The 22,618-nt window shown below is 57.0% G+C and carries 13 protein-coding genes; 2 read left to right on the forward strand and 11 right to left on the reverse strand.

Going from position 1 to position 22,618, the window contains the following annotated elements:
• Positions 1-24 precede the first annotated feature (24 nt).
• The 4 genes from ACTRXA_RS12985 to ACTRXA_RS13000 are packed head-to-tail and all read right to left on the reverse strand — an operon-like array spanning position 25 to position 4,323.
• Entirely contained in the window at positions 25-1,383 is a 1,359-nt protein-coding gene (locus ACTRXA_RS12985; RefSeq protein WP_442427597.1) for an acyl-CoA dehydrogenase family protein, read from the reverse strand.
• A 3-nt stretch (positions 1,384-1,386) separates the two neighbouring features.
• The gene (locus ACTRXA_RS12990) at positions 1,387-2,289 is read right to left on the reverse strand and encodes a 3-hydroxyacyl-CoA dehydrogenase family protein (protein ID WP_442427598.1); all 903 of its coding nucleotides are present in this window, start codon (positions 2,287-2,289) and stop codon (positions 1,387-1,389) included.
• Between the two features lie 18 nt (positions 2,290-2,307).
• Positions 2,308-2,907: a hypothetical protein gene (locus tag ACTRXA_RS12995; RefSeq protein WP_442427599.1), complete on the reverse strand. Its 600-nt coding sequence runs from the start codon at positions 2,905-2,907 to the stop codon at positions 2,308-2,310.
• A 3-nt stretch (positions 2,908-2,910) separates the two neighbouring features.
• Positions 2,911-4,323: a thiolase C-terminal domain-containing protein gene (locus tag ACTRXA_RS13000; protein ID WP_442427600.1), complete on the reverse strand. Its 1,413-nt coding sequence runs from the start codon at positions 4,321-4,323 to the stop codon at positions 2,911-2,913.
• Between the two features lie 478 nt (positions 4,324-4,801).
• Between ACTRXA_RS13000 and ACTRXA_RS13005 the strand changes: the two genes are divergently transcribed.
• The gene (locus tag ACTRXA_RS13005; protein ID WP_442427601.1) at positions 4,802-8,656 is read left to right on the forward strand and encodes a DUF6537 domain-containing protein; all 3,855 of its coding nucleotides are present in this window, start codon (positions 4,802-4,804) and stop codon (positions 8,654-8,656) included.
• A gap of 45 nt (positions 8,657-8,701) precedes the next feature.
• Positions 8,702-9,871 carry a thiolase family protein gene (locus ACTRXA_RS13010; RefSeq protein WP_442427602.1) on the forward strand — a complete coding sequence of 390 codons (1,170 nt, stop codon included), beginning with the start codon at positions 8,702-8,704 and terminating at the stop codon, positions 9,869-9,871.
• A gap of 7 nt (positions 9,872-9,878) precedes the next feature.
• On the opposite strand, the gene ACTRXA_RS13015 is transcribed toward ACTRXA_RS13010, so the two are convergent.
• The 7 genes from ACTRXA_RS13015 to ACTRXA_RS13045 all read right to left on the reverse strand — a co-directional run.
• On the reverse strand, positions 9,879-11,630 hold the full coding sequence (locus ACTRXA_RS13015) for a methylmalonyl-CoA mutase family protein (protein WP_442427603.1): 1,752 nt from the start codon (positions 11,628-11,630) through the stop codon (positions 9,879-9,881).
• A complete protein-coding gene (locus tag ACTRXA_RS13020) occupies positions 11,620-12,885 on the reverse strand; it encodes a cobalamin-dependent protein (protein ID WP_442427604.1) in 1,266 nt (421 codons plus the stop codon). Before ACTRXA_RS13020 ends, ACTRXA_RS13015 begins: the two co-directional genes overlap by 11 nt.
• Positions 12,886-12,920: 35 nt before the next feature.
• Positions 12,921-14,117 (reverse strand): citrate/2-methylcitrate synthase, encoded by a 1,197-nt coding sequence (locus tag ACTRXA_RS13025; RefSeq protein ID WP_442427605.1) that lies wholly within the window; start codon positions 14,115-14,117, stop codon positions 12,921-12,923.
• The gene (locus ACTRXA_RS13030; protein ID WP_442427606.1) at positions 14,107-14,955 is read right to left on the reverse strand and encodes an isocitrate lyase/PEP mutase family protein; all 849 of its coding nucleotides are present in this window, start codon (positions 14,953-14,955) and stop codon (positions 14,107-14,109) included. The genes ACTRXA_RS13025 and ACTRXA_RS13030 overlap by 11 nt, the downstream gene beginning before the upstream one ends.
• The gene (locus ACTRXA_RS13035) at positions 14,952-16,328 is read right to left on the reverse strand and encodes an MmgE/PrpD family protein (RefSeq protein ID WP_442427607.1); all 1,377 of its coding nucleotides are present in this window, start codon (positions 16,326-16,328) and stop codon (positions 14,952-14,954) included. Before ACTRXA_RS13035 ends, ACTRXA_RS13030 begins: the two co-directional genes overlap by 4 nt.
• A gap of 152 nt (positions 16,329-16,480) precedes the next feature.
• Entirely contained in the window at positions 16,481-20,128 is a 3,648-nt protein-coding gene (locus ACTRXA_RS13040; RefSeq protein WP_442427608.1) for an eCIS core domain-containing protein, read from the reverse strand.
• A 269-nt stretch (positions 20,129-20,397) separates the two neighbouring features.
• Positions 20,398-22,618: hypothetical protein (locus ACTRXA_RS13045; RefSeq protein ID WP_442427609.1), on the reverse strand; the 2,221-nt coding region annotated here is incomplete at its 5' end.

Below are 22,618 nucleotides of genomic sequence, written 5' to 3' on the forward strand. Positions count from 1 at the left end.
CTCGATTCCACGTGCGTGCCCATATCAGTCCTGCAATCTTTTCCGCGCCTTGTAGCGTTTCACTTCCATGCGCGACAGGGTGTTCTCCAGAACCTCCGGCACCGCCTCGCCGAAGTAATACAGCCACGAGTCGAGGTAATGTTTCATCGCGCGGTTTTCCTTGACCACGGAACTCGCTCCCCATATTTGAATGAGGTAATTGCACGCCTTCTGCGCCACCGCCGCGGCTTTCAGCTTGGCGCTGTTGGCGGCGACGACATAACGCGAAAGCAGGTCGCCGTCGCTGGAATTTTTGTCGTACTGGTCCTTCATCCACGCCGCACGGTAGGTCATGCCGCGCGCCGCATCGATTTCCGTCGACAACTCGGCGACTTTCGTTTTGGTGCGGTCGAATTCGATGAGGTGCCGCCCGGCGGTCCTCTTGCCTTCGATGGCCACCTCCAGGTATTCCTCGAACGCGCGTTGCGCCAGGCCCGTCGCCAGCGCGGCGATGGTGATGCGGCCGGAGTTCAGCATGCGCATGGCGTAGTCCATTCCGAAACCTTCCTGCCCCACCATGTGGTCGAGCGGCAGTTTGACTTCGTTGAACACGATCTCCCCGAAAGACGAGTTTTCCACCACGTACTTTTCGAATACCTGTCCCGTGCGGCATCCTTCCTGCGCTCGCTCGACCAGAAACAGGCTGACCCCGTGGCGCGGGTCCTTCGACGTGCGCGCGAACACGCCGAACACCGTCGCCGACTCGGCGTTGGTGATCCAGAACTTGTTGCCCGTCAGCGAGTACTCACCGCCGTCGCCGTTCAGCACCGCGCGCGTCGCCATTTCCTGCATGATGTTCGACCCCGACGCCGACGCCTCGGTGAGACAGAACGCCGCCAGGTGCTCGCCGGAGACCAGCGCTTCCAGCATGCGCCGGCCATAATCGGACAGGCGTCCGGCGTGATAATTGAATTTCAACCCTTCCGCCACCGTGTTGGAAATGGCGTAGCGCACGCCGATGCTGGGCGACGCCTTGCCCAGCGTTTCCAGGAACGCGATGAACAGGGGGAACGGGAGGTCGAGTCCGCCGAGCTCTTCCGCAAACGGCATGGCGGTGAGGCCGGACTCCACAATCTGCTGGAACACGTTGTCCGGAACCTTGCGTTTGGATCGCGCCTTCTCGTACACCGCTTCCACCGCGTTTTTATCGAGCGTGTTCTGCGCCAGCAATTGCGAGCGGAATTCCTGCAGAGGATTGGCGGCGCGTGCCACCTCCGTTGCCATCTCCGCCGGAAGCACACGCTCCTCCACCAGTTTGCCGAACGCGTCGAGCATCTCGAGATGCGTTTCGTCCCCGTACATCATGGTCAACAGATCTTTCTGCGCACTGACGGCGTAACTCATGGATCACCCCGCATTTCGAAACTCCAGCACTCCGGGATTGACGCGCTGGATCGTGTTGCCCTGCCATTCATAGAATCCGGCAGACGTTTTCCTGCCGAAAAGACCCGCCTCCACCAGCCGGGTGAGCAACGGCGCCGGGCGAAACCGGTCGCCGTGCTCCCTTTCCATCACCGATAGAATGTGATGCGTCGTGTCGTTTCCGATGGTATCCGACAGGGCCAGCGGCCCCATCGGATGGTTGAGACAGGCCACCCCTCCGCGGTCTATATCTTCGATCGAGGCCGTGCCCTCACCCACCAGCGCTACGGCCTCGTTGATCATCGGCATCAATATGCGGTTGACCACAAACCCCGCGCGGTCTTTCGACACCACGACCTCTTTACCCAAATGCCCGGCCAGTTCCCTGGCGGCGGCGAAGGTGCCGTCGGAAGTCAACAGGCCGCGAACAATCTCTATACCCGGCATGAGGAACGGCGGGTTCATGAAATGGAACCCAATCACGTTTTCCGGGTGACGCGCCACCGCCGCCAACTCGGTGATAGGAATGGACGAGGTGTTCGACGCCAGGATGGTGGTTGGTGAGGCGATATCGCCTAACCCCTCGAAAAGGATTTTCTTTTCACCCTCGTCTTCCACCACCGCTTCAATGATGAACCCCGCGTCGCTGAACTCCTTGAGCCCCTTGGCCCCGATCACGCGGCCGAGTGTGCTCTTCATCTGTTCGCTCGTGATTTTGTTCAAGGCCACGGATTTTTCCAATCTTCCGCGAATGGCGTCCATTCCTTTCTCGATTTGCCTCGGTGCGGCATCGTGGAGCAGGACGCCCAGGCCGGCCTCTGCCAGCACCTGGGCGATGCCGCTTCCCATCTGCCCCGCGCCCACAACGCCCACAATCCTGGGAATCATCGCTTCGACCTCACAGTCTCAAACCGGGTAATGCTTGCTGGCGACGTAACCTTCCGGAAACTCTTTCCGCGGTGTGCCGGCCAGCACCCACATGACGTCGCTGAAATTGGCGATGGGATCGTCGCGGAACACCGGCCTGAGCTCGTCGCCACGCTTCAGTTTTTTATAATCGTCGCTCTCCACCATGCCCGCCACCAGCGTGTCGAGTTCCGTGAACTCCACATCCGGCAGGTGGGCCCGTACCCACGCAACCGTCACCGGCAGGCGGTCCTTGAAGGAAATGCCCGCCAGTTCCACCGCGGTGGACAGCGTTTCGATGAAGAAACGCGTCTCGCCGGGAAGCGCCGCCCACTCCGTGCGCCCGTAACACTCCGGGCAATCGACGCGCGGCACCTGGAAGCGCAACACCTTGCCCAAGTCGTGTCCCTCCGCGTTCTCACAAAAAGTGAACAGCAGCCGCGCCCGCGTGCCCCCCATGATTCCATTTATGTAAGGCGAGAGGCCGCCGTAGGTTTTTTTGTAATCGATGGACACCTGCCGCCGAACCATCACCACTTCGGTTTTGGCCGGCTTGTAGGCCCTGTCTTTCGGGTCCAGGTACGAATCATTGACCGGCATTGCTCACCATCCTTTCTCCACGGTCGTCACCGTGATGTCGCTTCCCGTTCCGGCGTGACTGTGAAACAACGCCCGTTCCACCTTGGGCACCTGCGTTTCGGCGTGGCCGTACTTCTCCTCGATCCGGCCCTGCATCTGCCAGAGCACATCCACCGCCTGCACGTTGCCTGTGGCGCCGACACCGTGCATCTGCCCGATCAAACCGCCCGACGGGTTGACATAAAGCCCACGCTCGCCGCCGATCTTCGGGTTGATCGGCACCCTGCCGTTGGTCACCGGCAGTTCGTTGAAGAGGTGACAGGCCTGGCCGTAGGGCACCATGCCCAGGTCTTCCATCGTCTGCACGACCGAAATGACGAACGCGTCGTGGATTTCGATCAGGTCGAAATATTCCAGCGGATCGGTTCGGATACCCGCCATCTCGTAGGCCTTCTTCGCCGCCCAGCGCCCGGCGCGGAACGAATGCAGTCCCGGATACACCAGCGATTCGTAATAGGCGACCCGTTCCGGGTCGTCCAACTCATGCGGCAGGAGCAGGTTTTCCTTTACCAATCCACCCTGCAGGCGCGGTCGCTCGCCGGTGCGCATGCAGTCGGTGCCGTTGCCCAGCCCGGTCACGCGCACCGGTTTGCTGGTGAACTCCTTCGCCAACTCTTCCGTTGCAACAATCAACGCCGACGCGCCGTCGGTCATAAGACAGCAGTCCAGCCGGTAGGAGGGGGTGGCGACGATGCCCGACTGCTCCACCTGGTCGACACGGATGAATCCGCTGGTCGAAGCGGTGGCGTAGGGGTTTTCATGGGAAGTCTGGGCACGGCGGTTGTATTGCGCGTTGTTGCGCATCAGCACCGCGATTTTGGAAAACGCGGCACGCAGGTCTTCTGCCGAAACAGTTTTGCCGACGAAGGTGTCCAGGTAGGCCTGGGCCATCGCCGCGTAGTAGAGCGGATAGAATCCGCCGTTGGGGAAATCCGTCACCGTGTCCGACGCCAGCGCGATGAACTCGTTTCCCTGGAAGGTATCCACCTCCGACATCTTTTCGTAACCGACGGCGAGCACGATGTCGGCACGCCCGGAAGCCACCTTTTCGATCGCCGCCTGCACACCAAGCCCGCCCGTGGCACCCCCCCCCACCACGCGGTATGCCTCCACCGGATTGAGGCCCAGGTAGTCGCGCGTCAACGCCTCGCCCAGAAGCTGCCCGGCAAAGTGGTCGGCGAAGTGGGTGATCACCACCCCGCCGCGTTCCTTGAGTAGCGAGCGGAACTCTTTCGGTTTGAGACCGAGGTCGGTCACGGCTTCACGGACCGCCTGCATGGTCATTTCATAGAACATCAGGTCCGGGTTGGCTTTGGCGAAATGATCCACCTTGCCGCCGGAAACGAGCACCACGTTTCTCTGCAATGAACCGGCCATGGGTCGTACCTCCATACATTCTTAAAGTAATATGGTGCCCGCGCTGAAAGTTTTCAACGAAACTGCGCACACTTTAAATAGCTTTTGAATCCCCAGGCAATGAAACGACTGGAGACCCAGTTCCCGAATCTCATTTTGAATAAAGCGTTGGGGGTTTGACTAAACCTTTCCCGGGTATCTGCAAAACACACGGCGGCAATGTTCGAGTTTTCTCCCCCTTTTGAAAGTTCTCCGTTCCATTAATCATTTAACTCCCGGTAATTCAGTCAATGAGACGTGTCAAAAAGGTTGGCGAATCGCTGTTCCGAGGCCTAATTTTAATAATGAGTGCAGTTATCGCTGTTCGAGTTCTTTGAGGGGAATGAGGAGTTCACCGAAACGGAGGCGGATTGACACCGCCTTCTCAGCAGTGGCGACTTGCAACCCCTTGGTACGGGGTGGCCGTAAGTTCGGCTTGTCGACCTCAAAGGAGATGGTTATGAAGATTCGTTCCAGGTCCAGAAACAAGGAGAAATCTTTGCAACCCGTGGGCGAGACGGTCCGTATCCGGCGAACGCAGCGAAAGCAGCTGTCCCTTGAAGAAGAACGGTACCTGACAACGGAAGGTCCGATTCACCTGACCGGAATTCAGGCTCTGGTTCGGTTGAACTTCGACAACCTGCGCCTGCTCCAGACCATTTATCCGGAAAAGCGGTTCGCCTACTTCATCTCCGGCTACGAAGGCAGCCCCCTGGGTGGGCTCGACATCAACCTGCGCAAGGTTTATTCGCTCCTTAAAGACTGGCACATTCTGCACGTACCCGGCGGCAACGAAGAAGCCGGGGCCAACATGATGTGGGGCAGCCAGATCCACCGGTTGTTCGGGCCGTCCAAGGTGGACGGCGTCATCGGCGCGTGGTACGGCAAGGGGCCTGGCGTGCGCCGCATCGCCGATGTGCAGGATCACATGCAGATGGCGGGGATCGACAAGTTCTGTTCCGCCTATTTCATCAGCGGCGACGACCACTCGAGCAAAAGCAGCACCACGCCGCACCAGACCGACCTCATCCATTACGCCAACCACATTCCGACTGCCTACCCCGGAAACGTCCGTGAAATTCTGGAGTCCGGCAAGCGGATCATGCTCGTATCGATGCTTTCCGGGCTCGCCATCAACCTGAAACTGGAAACCTACGTCTGCGACGGATCGCAGGAATTTTTGCTGGACCCGGACGAAGATTTCGAACTGGCGGAAAAGTTTCTGGACTTCCTGGAAAAGAATAAAGATTACGCGCGGCATTTCAGTCCCGTGCTGTTGCCACCCAGCGTGCTGGTCAATGAGTCCGAACTTTTATATTCCAAACTTCCGATGATCTCCGAGATCTCGCGCCTTTTCGGTTTAGACCAATGGTACAACCGCAACTTAAAATCGGATTTCGGCATCATCGCCACCGGAAAAAGTTATTACGATCTTCTGGGCGCGCTCAAGGAATTGAATATCTCCAGCGAGGAAATCGAAATTTTCAAACCGCTCATCACCTGGCCCGCAGACATGGAATCGCTTCGCGATTTCGCCCGCGGGAAAAAAGAATTGATTGTCATCGAAGAAAAACGGTCGTTCTATGAATCGCACATCAAAAATTCTCTATACAATGACGCAGGACGGCCTGTCATCGTCGGCAAGCAGGATGAAAACGGCGTGACGCTGTTTCCGGCGAATGGAAACCTTGATTCCGATCAAATCGCTCAAATCCTGGGTCCGCGGCTTGCTGAAAAACCGGCTTTCCGCGATAGAAAGCTGGAAACCGTATTGAACGAACGCCGCCGTTTTGCGGAACTCGACTTGCCCATCCAGATCAAGCGCCCCCCCGCCTACTGTTCCGGTTGCCAGCACCGAACCGCTCTGGAAATAGCGGGACACCACCTCCGTGAGGGCACGGTTGACACAACAACGGTGCATTCACACGATCTCGACGGCAATCCCGTCACCATTGAAATTTCACCCAAACACCTCATGGGCATTGGCATCGGCTGTTCCACCATGTCGATCATCGATTCGCTGGCCAGCAACCGCTCGGTGGTGGTGGGTCCGATGGAAAGCGAAGGCCTGCTGTGGATGGGCGCCTCGGCTTTCAGTTACCGGATGCACGCCGATCAGGGTTGTGGTGACGGGACCTATTTTCACTCGGCCCGGCTCAATATCAATTTCATCCGCGACGCCATCCTGCACCTGAAAAAGCATTACGGCATCGACGACACCAACCAGACCCTGCTCTACGTGGACAACAGCGTCGTCGCCATGACGGGCGGCCAGCGTCCTGTCGGGCAGGACGATCCGGAAACAGCCATTGTCAATATTCAACGCGAAGGCATCGAGCATATCGCCGTGGTGGCGGAAGCTCCGGAAGAGTTCCGCCACTTCAAAAAGCGCTACGGCATCGAAGTGTACCCGAAATCTGAAACGCTTCGCGTGAAAGAGGAGTTTTCCCAAAAGGCTGGGCTCAGCGTGATCTGGTACGTGCAAAAATGCGGCATCGAGAAAATCCGGGAACGGCGAAGAAACGAAGAGTTGGCGCCGCGTTACCGGGTGCACGTCAATCCGGAAGTCTGTGAGGATTGCGGCGACTGCGGGGTCGAGGCGAAATGCAGTTCGGTGTGGAAGACCGACACCGAGTTTGGGCCCAAAGTCAAAATCCACCAGTTCTCCTGCATTCAGGACATGGCCTGCACCAAGGGAGACTGTCCCTCTTACGTGAAAGTGTATACGCGTACCGGAACGCCATTCAAAACACCAGGCCTGGACAAACTACAAAAGCACGTCTCCGATCTGCCCAAACCCTTCCGTCGGGCCGATACCGGAAAAGTGTACGAGGTGTTTTCGGTGGGGATTGGCGGCTGGGGATTGATGACGGCCTATGAAATTCTTGCCCGCGCTGCCACCCGGGAAGGAAGGAATATCGTGAAGGAAGACGACACCGGACTTTCCCAGAAAGGCGGTGAGGTGCGCAACAACCTGAAGATCGCCTACCCAGGGCAGGATTTGCGCGAAGGATTTAAAATCGAGGCGGGAGGAGCCGACCTGTATATCTGTTCGGACCTGATCGGGGCCGTCAATCCGGAAAACCTGAATGCGGCTTCCCCGGAGAAAACCCGGGCCATCATCAATACCGCCAAGGTGCCCACCATGCCCATGATTGTCGGCAAGGCGGAGTATCCTTCCGTGCAGTCCCTGCGCGGCATCATCGATTCCTTCACCAATGCGGATCGAAACATTTACGTCAATGCAACGGATATCGTGGAATCCCTGTTCATGGATCACAAGCCCACCAACCTGTTCCTGCTGGGGATTGCGTTCCAGAGTATTGAAAATTTTCCGGTGAACGATCCGGAAAGCATTGAGGAAGGCATCCGAAAAAACAATGTGGAGGTGGAAATCAATCTGCTTGCATTCCGTTTCGGCCGATTGTATGCCATCGATCCGGAACGGGTTTTTTCTCTGGCCTTTCCCAAGCCTCAAACCCTGGAAGAACGGATTCGCGGATTCAAACGGAGCCTTCCATTCTGGCAGCGGGTCCATTTCGACAGCCTGGCGCGAAAGCTTCCCTTCGAAGGTGAATATAGATCCAGGTTTGCACGCGAAGTGCACGAACTGTTTCGCTTTCAGAACGGAAAATACGCGCAGCAATTCGTTGACTTTGTCGAAGAGATTTTCCGCTTCGATGAGGCATGCTTTCCGGACCGCAACCTGCACTTCACGCGGGTTGTCGCGGATCACCTTTATCAATTGATGGCGTACAAGGACGAGTACCGGGTGGCGGACCTCCTGACCCGGCCTGAGGAACTGGAACGGATCCTCTGCATGTACGCCCCAGGTGAGATCGAGCGTATCCGGTTCCAGTTGAGACCGCCGATCCTGGAACAGATTCCCCTTCTTCGCGACTGGAGTTACATCCGGAAACGGTTTGAGGAAGACGGTAAATGGGAGTTTCCGCCGTGGTCGCTGAAACTCCTTCGATACTTCAAGTTCTTGCGTGGAACGAAGCTGGACGTGTTTCATCTGTTCAGCGACCTGAGAAAGCACGAGCGCAAAGCCATTGGTCTTTATCGGCGCCGCATGCTGTCACTCATTCCTCTTCTGAATGAAAAGAACTACCATATCGCCTGCGAAGCGGCGGCCTACCCAGCCAAAGCCAGCGGTTATGAACTGGTCAAGGAGATCCATACCGAGCAGGCGGAATCCATGTGGCGTGAGAAGTACCAGATAATGCTCCAGACCTTCTCCGCGGCCCCGTTGAAAAGCACCGAAGCATGGACGGATAAAAAAGCCGCGGAAGCCTTTCACACCCCGGGATGAAATCCCGATGCGCCAGCAAGTTTGAGCGCAAACAGGGAGTGATCCATGAAACCCGATAACACTTACATCTATGGTGCGGCTCGCACCCCGATTGGAAAAGTGGGTGGCGGGCTGAGCAAAATACCCGCAACTCGACTGGGCGCAGCGGCAATCCGGGAAGCCGTGGCACGAAGTGGTCTGAAGCCGGATGCGATCGGTGAGGTCATTATGGGCAACGTGGTTTCCGCGGGACTGGGGCAGGCCCCGGCGAGGCAGGCGGCCATCCATGCCGGCTTGCCTTCCACCGTCGGTGCGGTCACCATCAACAAGGTGTGCGGCTCGGGATTGAAGGCCGTGATGTTGGCCGACGATGCGATTCGTCTGGGTCACGCCGACTTCATCGTGGCGGGGGGTATGGAAAACATGAGTCTCGCCCCCCACCTCCTGCCCAACTCCCGGCAGGGAACCCGGCTAGGCCACATTCAAGCCCTGGACAGCCTCATCCTCGACGGGCTTTGGGACAGCTTTGGCCAATGCCATATGGGGGAGATTGCGGAAGCGCTCTCACAAAGGTACAGCAGAAAAGCGCAGGACGACTACGCGCTCGAAAGTTACCGCCGGGCGCGGGAGGCGCAGGAGAACTGCCGGTTTTCTCATGAAATCGTCGGCATTCCCATCGAAAGCAAAAACGGAACGGCGGTGATCGATAAGGACGAACAGCCTTTCGCCAACGATCTCGAACGTCTGCCCAATTTACCACCTGCGTTTATGAAAGACACCGGGTGCATCACCGCGGGCAACGCTTCCAAAATCAACGACGGTGCAGCGGCCCTCGTCATCGGACGCGAGGACAACAATCTCAAACCCCTGGCACGGATCACGGGTCAGGCGACGTTTTCCACCGATCCGACTCATTTTCCTGTCGCACCCATTGAAGCCATCACACAGCTACTGGAAGGGTGGCCGGCCCGCATCGAGGACATCGACCTGTTCGAGATCAATGAGGCGTTTTCCGTTGCCATGCTTGCCGTCTGCGATGCCCTTCATCTGGACCGGGAAAAGGTGAATGTGAACGGCGGTGCGGTGGCGCTGGGACATCCTATTGGAGCCTCTGGCGCACGCCTGTTGGTCACTCTGCTGTATGCGCTGCAGGCCCGCAATCTTAAAAAAGGTGTAGCCGCCATCTGTCTGGGTGGAGGGGAAGCGGTGGCTCTCGGTATCGAAAGAGTGGCTTGAACTGCAATCAAAGCTTTCGCCGGTAAATACCGTACACTTCCTGCAAAGCGCGGGTCCACTCGTCAAGCGTAATTTCCTTCACTGTGTCCAGGGTGACCGCAAACACATTCCCACCTTTGCTCGCGGTTTCCTTCAGCCGGCGAAGGCTTTCCCGCACATGCAGCGGGTTGCGATTCTTCTTGAACCGTTTCACTTCCTGTGCGCGTTGGCGTTTCAGGGCGTTCGATATTTCGGTTCGTTCCACGTTCGGCCTCTCCTCCTCCCGTCGTGGATAACAATTGACGGCAACAATTCTACGCCGTCCGCTTTCCAGCTGTTCTTCGTAACGTGCAGATGAACGTGTGATCTCGTCACGAAAAAACCCTTCCGCCTTGGCTTCCAAGACCCCTCCCAGATCGTCAATCTGTCTAAAATAATCCAAAATTCCATCAAGAACCTTCCGGTAAGCTTGATAGCGGCCGGAGCTGTCGCTCAAAAATCCCATCATGTCCTTGAATCCTCCCATCTCTTCCAAAAGAATCGCCTGCGCATCGGAAGCAATGCGCACGCTCTGCTCCGTGGGAACGGTGAACGGTTCGTCGTAAGAATTGCTGTGAAGGGCCTGAGGGTAATTCAATAACGCGTAAAACAATTCCAGCGCAGTGCGGGTGATGTTATTCAGGTATTCCCTTTCGTGCAGACTGCGCCCGGACGTTTGAATATGGGCCTTGAGTTTCTGGGCGGAAGAATCTTTTGCTCCATACACGTCACGCATGGCCACAGCCCAGAACCGCCGCGCGGCGCTCAGTAAGGCGATGTATTCGAAGTCCGTGCCGGAGGTAAAGAAAAACGGGAGACGCCTTCCGACATGGTTGATGTCCAGGCCCCGTTTCAATGCCTCCTCCACATACACAAATCCATTTGCCAGCGTGAACGCAGCCTGCTGGATGGGCGTCGCCCCCTTCTGCTCGATATGGTATCCACTGACATTAATCGGGTAATACATCGGTGCGTTCCCCATGCACCATTCGAACATGTCCATGGCCAGACAAATGGACTTATCCAGAGGGAATAAAAGTTCGTTCTGGGCGTCATCTTCCTTGCAGGGGTCGGTCTGAGACGTTCCACGAACCTGTTTCAAATCCAGGCCTGCTTCCTGCGCCGCCTTCAACCGCGCCGCGGTCATCCACAGCGACGGTCCATTGATGGTCATGGAAATGCTGACATCTTCCTTGAGAAATCCCTGATACAACGTATTTACGTCTTTGTAGGTGCAAACCGACACTCCGCCTTCACCGATGTCGTAAAAATAATCCGGGTCGTCGGCGCTTCGCCCAAGCAGGGTGTTCGTGTCGAAGGCGGTGCTCAGGCGTTTGGACTGCTGGCCGCTGACAATATAATGAAAGCGCTCGTTGGTCATCTCCGGCGAGCCCAGCCCTGCAAACAGGCGGGTGGGTTCCTCATGGTCACGCCTTCCTTCAACAATTAAAAAGGCCTGCGGGTAAATGGAAAGGCCAAAGGGAAACTCTCCGGGAAACCCCCATTCCCCCTGGTAGCGCGCAATTTGAACAGGGTGATCGATCTGCGGCAGGGCAATGAGAGGAATTGATGTTCCGGTTGGGAGATCGTGGTTTTGAACACGGCCGGCCTTGTCATTCCAGAGCTTGAGCAGTTCCTGCTGGCATTCCGGATCCGACTTTGCTCGACGCACGGAATCCTCGACACACCCCTGGTACGCTTCGTTGGCCGAAATGATATTTTTCAGGAAGCTATCGCTCATGAGGTTCCATCAATGCCCGGTACAATGAATCTACACCCGGATTGCGATGTTCGGTAGCGGTGGTCATAAACAGGTTGCCTTCCGGAACGCGTGAACGTAAAAGGCTTTGCGCGCGTCGGGCTCCGAGCAGTTCGCTTTTATTCAGCACCACCAAGACATCAGGCCGATTGAGCATTTCTTCCTTCATCAACTGGTAGGGTCCCCCGAGATCAGGCGTGGTCACCAGAACCGACTTTTCCACCAGGTCCACGATCCCCGCATCCGGCTGACCGATGCCGTAGGTTTCAACAAACACATGGTAGTCTGCAACCTGAAGGACCCGGATCATGTCCGCCAATGGCCGGGCCAGCCCCTCGCCGTATCCCCGGGACGCGACACTGCGGATAAAAATACGGTCGGTGTCCACCCAGTTTTTATCGGTGGCGTACATGTACGCAATGCGGTCGGCCAAAAGGGCTCCCCCCGAACTTTGCGAGGAGGGATCGATGGCAATCACCGCCACCTTGGATTCGTTATTGTCCCTGTCCTGAAACCAGCGCAGGAGCAATTCATCAAGCAACGTGCTTTTTCCGGACCCGCCCCGGCCTGCAATGCCGATAACCTGGCCCTGGAATGAAGCTCCATTCAATGAATCCAGGCAATCCCCGAAATAGCGAATGCGTTCCTGCCAGTCGGAAAACTCCCCATCTGTCGCCAGGGCGTCTTCACTTCCGGAATGCATGGCCGAATCCATCAGGGTCTGCAGCCACGCTTTTTCTTCCGCCACATTCAACAGTTGAGCGATGGCGGTAACCTCTCCTCCCCTTGCACGTTCTGAAAGATCATCCAGCCGTTCCGGGACGGTGGAAAATCCGTAATGAGTGCGGATGAATTCCGCGCTTTTGGCACCTTCACCTGTTCGAAAAATCTTGTCTATTCCTTTTTCCTTCTCCAGCAGTTCAATATCGCGATCGAGAAATGTGGAGCCGCCGCCGCCGATCAGATGAATGTGAGAATGCCCCATTGTCTCAAGTCGGTCGCGCACCGCACGGAAAAAGGGAATGTGCCCGCCGTTGTAGGAGCTGATTCCTGCAAACTGCACACCCTCCTGCACAATCGCCTGGACGAACTTGTCCACTGTGAGATCATAGCCACCAAGAATGACTTCAAGGCCCGCCTGCTTCAGGGCATCGGCAACAATCAACAGGGGGGCATCGTGGCCGTCGTTGCTTTTGACCCCAAGGAATCCACGGATCTTGTGACGGGACAGTGGCATGCGTGTTGATCCTGCTGAATGCAATACAAAAGGAATCACCGTTTCTCCAGGGGAACGTACGTTCGCATCTCATCCACACCGGGCCCGGTGTATTCCTGCGTGGGACGAAACAACGGTCCCTTCGCCCGACGTTGGCGGAGAATATTGGCGAGCCATCCAAAGTGGCGACTGGCCTGGAAAATCGGTGTGTTCAGTTCCCGCGGAATGCCCAGGAGTTTGAGTAGAAGGCAGATAGGCAGGTCTGCATTGGGAGCGCGGTCTTTTTCCTTCAGCATGATGCGGCTGATGATGTCGTAGATTTCAAAAAGGTGGCTCATCCCCTTTTTTCGCGCCAAAGGACGGCCGATCCGTTCCGCGATGGTGACCCGCGATTCTTTCTTGTGCTTGTAGTGCGGCAGGCGGTGCCCAAAACCAAATACCAATTCCCCACCCTTCAGTTTGTTCGTAATGTAGGGCGCCGCGCGATCCGGTGTGCCGATCTCCTCAAACATCATTGCCGCCAATTCATTTGCGCCACCATGCCGGACGCCTTTGAGCGGCGCACCCGCGGCAATGAGCGGGGTGTAGGGATCCGTCATTGAAGACTCGACCACGAGCGCAGTAAACGTCGAGCAGTTGATCGTATGATCCAGGTACAGGATCAGGATGGTGTTGAGCGCATTCACCAGTTCCGGCTCTTCACGGATACCCAGCATACGCAGGATGTTTCCGGCAAATGACATATGCGGGTCCGGCGCGATCGGATCCAGACCGTTTCGGATTTGCCAGCCCGCCGTCATGAGCATGGGGATCTTCGCCCCCAGCCGGACGCCTGCGTTCAATAGCAGGCGGGCCAGCTCTTCATCCATTTTCGGAGTCTGCCACAAGGAGTTGGCATAATCGGCATCCCACATGCGTGCAAAAGACAGGGCGGTCATGAGCATGTCCATCATGTGCACGTTTATCGGATACGATCTGAGATGCTCGATAATCTTTTCGTTCAGGTGCCCACAACCGTTCAATTCATACTTAAACGCATCAAACTCGTCCCGGTTGGGCAGGGCTCCATAAAGAATCAGGTACACCGTCTCCTCAAAAGAACCCCTGATGAGATCGTAAATGCTATACCCCCGGTAAAGGAGAACGGGATTGCCGTCTTTGTCAACCGTGGTCAGGGAAATGTCGGAGGTGCAGACCGGAACCCCGTCCAATCCGTTGTCTACTGTATTCAGCACTTCGGTATTAGGGCTCATAATTAAGGATTCCATTGATTTCTTTCCGGTTCATCATTTCGGACAGCCTGTTTTTCTGGCTGCCCTCTTTGGATAACGTCGAGAAAAATCCTTTAGTGCATCCGGCATGAAAACGGAAAAGGGATACGGGAAAAATGACGAAATCGTATCCCATTCTGGCGAACTCGCGGGCGCCCATGAGCGGCGTCTGGCCGAACTCGGTCATATTGGCCAGAAGCGGTCCCACCAATTCCTTTCGAACGCGGACAAACTCATCTCCATCTTTCAGCGCTTCGGGGAAGATCACATCCGCTCCGGCCTCGCGGTATCGGTTGCCGCGTTCGATGCATTCGTCAAGTTGACAAGCGATGTCCACATTGGCTGCGCCACGGGAATCGGTGCGGGCCACAATGAGAAAATCGGGAGCCAGTCCATTTCGCACCGCCACCGCCTGTTTCAATCGGGATACCATCTCATTGATTGGCACAACTTCTTTCCCCTGCAGGTGACCACACCGTTTGGGAAACACCTGGTCTTCGATCTGGATTCCGGCGAACCCGGTTTCAATGTAACGGCGGACCGTCACTTCGATATCAGCAAACCCCGTGTCTGCATCGCACAATACAGGGAGGCCCACCGCCTTCACGATCCATCGGCCCAGCCAGGCGAACTCATCAAGCCCGAGAGTCCCATCGTCCGGCACCCCCAGGCTGTTGGAAAGAGCTGCACCGGACAGGTACAACCCGGAAAACTTCATGGCCTCCGCCTGCTTGGCGGTGAAGGCGTTGTAAACGCCGGGCAGGACCAGCGGTTTTTTGGAACCGGCCAGCAGGTTTCTAAACGAAGCGCGGGGTTTCATGGCAACACCATGGCTTGCATCAGTGGTTCCAGGCTTTTCAACTCGTCCATGCGCCACACCATCTCTACCACACGGTCCTGCTGATGGACACTCAGCCACGGTCCGGCCGCTTCGCGAAACTTTTTCTCAAGTTCCTTCGGTTTGAGCGGATTGTTGGGATGCCCTTTCGGGTCGAGCACCTCCTGCTCGAACACCTTGCCGTCTTTCATCGTGACCGTGACTTTGCTGGGGAACGACTTCCCATACATATCCGTGAAATGTTTGTTTTCGGAAACCGTCACCTTTTGGACCAGCGATTGAAGAGCCGGGTCCTCCAGGTGCGCGGGATTGAATTGCTCCAGGGTGACATCCCCATCCATGAGCGCCACCGCCACGATGTAGGGCAGGCTGTGGTCGGCGGTCTCCTTTGTTCCGGGCGTCCACTTCTCCGGTTCCTTGCCTATGATTTCATACGAATGAAAACTGGTCTCCACGTGAATGCGCTCGATGCCGGCCACGCTGTCCGCACCGATTTTCTCGCGCAGTTCCAACGCCGCCCAGATGGCGCTTTGCGAATGGTACTCGGCGGGAAAATATTTGATGTACGTGTCCACGATCTTGAACTCTTCCCGGTCCTCCCCGCCAAAACAGGGTGCCAGGTCGAATTCCCCCTGCGTGATCTGGTTGATGAATCCGTGCTTCCCGGTGAATATATCGCTGGGTCCGGTGAGTCCATGCTTCGCGTACAGTGCCGCACGCACCCCGTTCTGGGACGCCTGCGCGAATGCCGCAGCTTTCCATTGCGAGATGGTGCCGATACGCGTCTGCCTCAAATAATTCCCAGTGGTGATAGCGATGGCGATGGCGTCGCGGGTCTGTTCCACTGTCAAGCCAAGCAGTTTCGCTGCGGCAGCGGTGGAAGAAATGGACCCGTAGGTGACGTGATCCCACCCTTTACGCCGAAGCGCCGCCGCATCGCACAACCGGCAATGCAATTCGTAGGTGAGGATGGTGGCCAAAAGGAGGTCCTGCCCGCTTCGTCCTTCCGCTTCGGTTACGGCCAGCACCGCGCCCAGGTTGTCGCTGGGGTGAGCGGGTTCGCGGTTGAGGTAGGTGTCGTTCCAGTCGAGGGCCCGGATCAATGTCGCCAAATGAAGGGCGGCGTAATCCATCGGGGCTTTGTGAGCGGTGCCCAGCACCGTCGCTCCGGGAATGGCTGTGGCCGAGGTGGCGAAGCGGCGCATGCCCACGGCCGGAGGCGCATCGTACGCCGCCCACGCAGTGGCCAGGCTGTCCAGCCAGCGCTCCTTGGCACAAAAGAGAGCGTGCTCCGACAGGCGGTCGTAGGTCAGCCCGGTGACGTACCGGGTGATTTGTTCTTCATACCGGTCCATACGCAAAGCCTCCTGCCTACACTGTTCAATATAGGCCCTGCGTTTTGGCTCCGCACGTCAAACTTCATTTCATAACTTGCGTTTTTTCAGGAAAAATTTAGGGATGCTCAAAGGGAATGGCAGGTGAAAAATGTTGGGAACCAACCGGAAACTCATTTCCGAAGCTTGACCCACGGCATGCTTTTAAGTTTCTCAATCGTCTTGGATCCGATACCGGGAATCGATTCGATGGCGGTGTGCTTTCCGTCCGTCGCACCTCCATCGGCGGCGGATTTGGATTCCCACCACAGATACCCGTCCGCGGCACGCGACGCGGCGATCAGCTTGGCTTTGGCCATGCCGATGTCGGTGTTGGCGTGGATGGTTGCGGCATCGTCGGTGCTCAGGTTCACCGGCGTGGGACGGGCGCTTTCGACCCCGGGAAGCGCATCCGGCATCTTGCTCGATATGCTGGCGGTGACTTTGATCGGGGTTTTGTTGTCGTCCAGACGGTGAGCTTCCACCTTGAGCGCGGTGGGGAGTTTCTTTTCGTTCTCCAGAATGTGTTTCGCCGCATCGCGCCCGGCCTGCGAATCGTATTTGTCGGTGGTGTCCACCTGCTTGATCAGTTTGTCGGCGGTGGATTTGTTGCCGCCGTCGTACACCGCCGTCACCTTGTAATACACGGCCACGCCCTCGGAGTTTTCGTCCGTCCCCTTATCGCCTTTCCGGTTCCACACCACGTCCTTCACTTTTTCCTCGGCTTCCCGGGAATGTTGCTTGTTGGCCGGTTCGGTGATCGGGGTGATATTCTCCTTTTTATCGCCGGGTCCGTGCAGGCGCGCGTTCAACAGGTGGCCCCGGATGTAAAAACTACGGCCGTTTTCCTTGCGCTGGCTGACCGCGTTCCAGATGTCCGTGTTGACGGCCGAGGTGGGTTCGCTTCCCGCTTCCCCCTTGATGCTGAGCGGGTTTGCAGTCGCGCTTTTCCCGATCTGGCCGTGTTCGAGTCCGCCGTACTGGACCTTCGTCGGCTCAGCGGTGGAACCGCCCTCGCTGCTCAAAGTCGCCATGAGTGTGGCCACGGCATCCCGCAATTCCGTGTACTTCTTTTCTTCATCCTGGGTGGGCGCGTCGCCCTCTCCCTTGCGCGCGGCACTCATGGTCTTGTCGCGGGCGCTTTTCAACTGCGCGTACAGGAGATCGGCCTTGCCGTAGATTTTGGACAGGCGACCCAGGTCGTCCTTGTCCGCTCCCTTCTGGCCGGCCTGCAACTGGTCCAGCTGGGTTTTGGCGTCCTTGAGGAACTTGCCGAGCGACTTCTTCTCGCTCTGCACCATGATGTCCGCACCTTCAAAAAACATGGAATGCTTTTTCTTTCCGACGGTGAAGGTCTTGCGCTCGCTCCACCACTGTTTTACTTTTCCAGCGGCCGCCTTGGCCTTGCCGAACAGCGCCTTCGCCTTGCCCACGATGAAGTTGACCAGTTTGCCGATGGCCGTGTCCACTTTCTTCTGAATGGACTTGATGATGGCCTGGATCTTTTTCGAGATGCCGCCCAGCCCGGCAAAGCTGGCGAGAAAGCTGATCACCACCGGAACGGTTCGGCTCAGAGTCTGCTCAACAAAGTTCTTGGCCTCGCCCAACTGACCGCGGGCGATTTTGCCGATGGACTGAAAGATCGATTCCACCACCGCGATGATCTGTTTGATGCGCTCGATGAAAAACACGATCACGTCGTACGTGGTGAGAATGGCCTGGATGATGGCGCCGACGGGACTGAACAGCGAGACCAGTTTTTTTACGGCGGCCTTGACGATTTGCGTGATGACCCAGTTGCGGATCTGGGCGATGACGATTTCCTTCAACGACCCGATCCAGCCCAGCAGTTTTTTCCAAACCCCCGCGAGGCCTTCGGTCACCAAAATCTTCACCACTTCGATGGCCTTTTCGATGTAGGTCACCCGTTTTTCCCCGATCACCTTCACCAGCTTGGTGCGCACGCGGGCGTACGTCAGGCCAAGCACTTGCAGGGTGATGGACAGGATTCCCTTGAGGTCGAACTTTTTGGGAAGGGTCAGGCCCGCGCCTTCCAGCGCGCCGAACAGCCAGCCGAACAACCCTTTTTTAAGATGCTCGACGATGTTGTCCTTGAACTGGCCGAAACCGCCTTTCACCGAAGAAAGCAGGTTTTTGAGGAACTGAACGGGATCATTGATGATGGTGGAGAACACGTCCTTGCCCTGTTTGAAAACTCCAATTACTTTCTGTGCCAGCGGCCCGGCCAGCTTCATCGCCCCTTCAAAAACGAATTCGATGATCTTCTCGCCCACCGCCACCGCGAAGTTCTTGATGCGGATCAGAGGCGGCATGAAGATCCGTTTCAATTTATCGAATATGCCGAAAGGATTGGCGATGTCGGACAGGCTGACCGCGTCCCATGCCTTGCGGAACAGTCCCTTGATGACGGACCAGCCGAGGTTGAGTTTTTTCAACTGCTCCTGCAACCAGTCGTAGGCTTTTTGCAAGGCGCCGGATTCCTTCAGATTCTGGAACATCTTTGTGCCACCGGGCACGAACTCGAGAAAACCTTCGATCAGGTTGTTGGCGTTGCGGTCCACCGTTTTGTCGGTGATCGGGTTCTTGCCGAGGATGACGGTGAGCAGTTTGAATCCGGGCACTTCCTGCACGAACTCCGACGCCTTGCTGAGCAACGCATCCTTGGCTTTGCGCAAAGCTTCGGCGGGATCGGCCACAGCTTCCACCAGCGCGCTGCCGGCGGATTTGAGATCGTCCCACCAGCCGCCCTGCACCAGTTTCGGAGCTTTCGAAATTTCGGGAGCCAGTTTGCGTTTCACTCCGCCGCCCTGTTGCACCACGTGCACCAGTTCGTGTGTCATCAACCGGCGGTCGTCAGCACTTTCGTTTTTGCCGACCCAGATATGGTTGCCATAGGTGAAGGCCCGCGCCTGCAAAGAAGACGCGTCTTCCCGGTCCTGCTGGGAGTCGTGCACCCGAACGTTGGAGAAATCCTGGTTGAGTCGCGGCTCGACAAACGACCGCAATCCCGGGGACAACGGGCGACCCCCACTTGGCGATTGAATACGCGCATTGGTGCCCGGATCCGCCACATGCGTCATTCCGCCGCCGTTGCTTTTGCGCTGCACCTTTTCGATCGACTCCACCTCTCCCGGTTCCGGTTCCGGCCAGGCTTCCGGTTCCTCCTCGCTCACCGGTTCCCCGGCTTCCCCTTGCGCTTCCGCTTCCTGTTGAGCAATTTCCTCTTCACTGCCCGCTCCTTCCGCTTGGCCCGCTTGCTCCTGCCCCCCGCCGCTTTCCGCTTCCTGTCGCTGTACGCGGGCTTCGGTCTGCTCCATCTCCTTTTCATCCGGCTTTTCGTCAGGTATGGAGGGATCTTCTGTTGCTGTGCGCTGGAGAACGCTTTTCTTGAGAACCTCGGAGTCTTTCTTTTGCTCTTCAGGTTGGGGAACCTCCGGTTGCGGCTCTTCTTTCATTTCTTCAGAGGATGCAGAGGGCGTTTCGCTACGCTGTACTTGGGAAGGGGGCCCTGCGGCAGGGTTCATCGAACGCACCGCCGGATCGGGCATGCACATGACCGAATCGGCCACGCGGTCGGCTTCCTGTTCGTACTTGTCGGATACGGGACCGACAGGAACGGCGTTGCCACCGGCCTCGCCTTTCAGGGCACGGCGCAGACTTTTTTTCTGTACCGCGGCAGCCGGGTTGTACTCGATAGAGGCGTTTTTCTTCGAGGAGGACGTGGCCGATTTTTTACGGACAGGTGCTTTCGTCGTTTCCATCACACACCCTCCTTAAAAGAGTGCGTAAACGCAAAATCATGCGAAGTGCAAAAAGGAGCGGAAGGGAATGAATAAGGGAAGGGAGGAGCGAGGGCTTGCCGGGTCCAGGACAAAAAAAAGAAGCGGGCCTTCAATAGCCCCGCTTCCAATAGTGTCCTAATTCGCCACTGGGGACTCGAACCCCGGATCGCCGGCTCTTTTATTAATTCCGGATGACCCACCAAATTATCAATGTGGCAAAACGAATTATAGCAAACCATGACCGCCATTCAAGAAATATTGTTCGACTTGATGAAGTCCGGTGCGTTGACCACAATGTTCGCACCTTCTGCCAGATTGTACTCCGCCACCCACATGTTGCCCGACTCGGATTGCGGCCGGGCGAACACACCGACGCCGGTCCGGCAATGCTGGGTGCGGTTCTGGCGCACCACCACCATGCGGCCCAGGTAACCGAAAATCAGAACGCCCCAGTTGTGGTGAAACGGCTGCGATTTCGTTTTCTTGAACGTGGGGACCTTGATGCGGTTGTTCTCGATCGTCAGGTGACGGCAATTGCCGACGAAAATCCCGGAGACCCCCACCGCCTGCTCCACCGGTCGGCGCAGGCTCATGACGTTTCCGGAAATGAAAACGGTGCCGCTGTGGTAAACCCGGTTCGGGTTCTTCTGGTTTGCGCTGGTGCCGACATGAATGCCCTCATTGACACCTTCCAGCGAATTGTTGTGAATGCGCACCTCCTCCGCGTGGTGTCCGGCGCAGACGATGCCCTGCACGGCAACCGCCGGATTGCTCTCTGTCCGCAATCGTTCCCACCATGCCTTCGCCTCCGCAAACTTGTCCCGATAAGCCGCATCGACAATCATCTTTTCCGCCTGCGCGCGCAACGCGCCTTCCAGTTTGGATTCGGTTTTCTGTGTGGAAGGCACATCCTGCAACACCCGCTTCCAGACGTCGGTGGGCAATTCGGAATCAAAGCGTGCCTCCAGGCTTCCCACTTTCAATGCCACATGGTAAGACGTGGTCTCTTTGGATTCCGCAGCCTCGACTTTCGTTTCTCCTGCCAGCATGTTGCGGCGCGCAGCTTTCATTGCCCGACCGTTGTACACATCCATGGTGCCCTGCGCTTCGAAGATGGATCTCATGCGGTTGGACTGGGATTTGTAAGACGGCAGTTTATCCGGATTATCCACTACATTATTAATCTGTTCTTCAAGGTACGCTTCAAAAGACGCCTCATCCTTCATGTCTGCGTCCTTGGGGGGATTGTTCTTGAAGTAGGCGGTCCACTGATTTTCCGGAACCGAGGACTTCATGGTGACCTTATACGTCTTGCCGCCCTTGGCAATGGTAAACGTTTTTTCGTCGCCCTTGGAGGCACCGGTCACGCCGGTCTTGTCGATCTTGAAATTGGAGATCAGGCGATTGACCAGTTTGTTTTGTCGGGTTTTGTTATTCACCAGAGTGTCGAAGGTGAGGTTTTTCGGTTTCGGGGCCACACGCAGGACATTGTCTTCGACCATGGAGCGTTTCATGTTGATGAGTAAAATGCCCTGTTGCAGGTGGCCGACGTTGAACTCGCATTCCCGAATACGCGCTCTAGCATTTTTCATTTGAGCGGCTGTTGCGGAATCATCCATGCGCACGGTGACTCCCGTCGCCTTGGTGCGCACTCCCGCAGCGGTCTTGAAAGAAACCCGCTCCGCCTGCACCGGGCCGCAGTTCAACGCATGAAGCAAACCGTTGCGCCCGTGGAGTCCCGTCGACAGCGTTTCACTTTCCAGATGCACGTCCTCGACGACCACGCTCTTGCATCCTTCGAACTCCAAAATTTTCTCGCCCTGGCCCAAAACGATGCGCGTCCCCTTGCCCGCACCGCTGATCTTGATATGGCCTTTGTCCTTCAGTAGAACCGGCTTGCTGATGCGAAACTCGCCGGTACGCAGGCACACGTGCACGTCGGTGATGGCCGGGTCGTTTTGAACCTGGGTTTCGATCACCTGCGCGATGTCGCCATCGGCGGGATCGAGCGACAGGGTGACGCATCCCTGACGCCGCATGAGGCAAAGCGTGTTCAATGCATCCTGTACTGTTTTGTCTTCCTTCAACTCATGGCACAACTGGCTGTCGGTAGGGTCCATCGGCAGGTGCCGCGCGTTGAGCTGGCAAAGCAGGGTTTCCAGCACCTTCGCCACATCCGTGGGTTCACCCGGGTTTTCCGGTTTCCACTTGGGTTCGACCAGGTCCTCCAGGCAGGTCTTGAGACTGGGCTCGGCGCATTCCGGCAGGGTGAACGCGATGTCCTCCGCCGTCAGATCGCGGATGCGTTCGCACAGGCGGTTGAGTGCCTGCTGCACCGTCTCCAGGTTTTCGTCCCGGGTGAGCAGGCAGTTTTCGGTGTCGTCCACATCGAGGGGCAGGTGCGCCGCGTTCATATCGCAAAGCAGCGCGTCGAGCACATCCCGCACCGAGGCCTCGCGGCCGTTCAAT

Origin of the sequence: Nitrospina sp. P1_D6, assembly GCF_052156615.1 — a bacterium.
Lineage (GTDB): Bacteria > Nitrospinota > Nitrospinia > Nitrospinales > Nitrospinaceae > Nitrospina.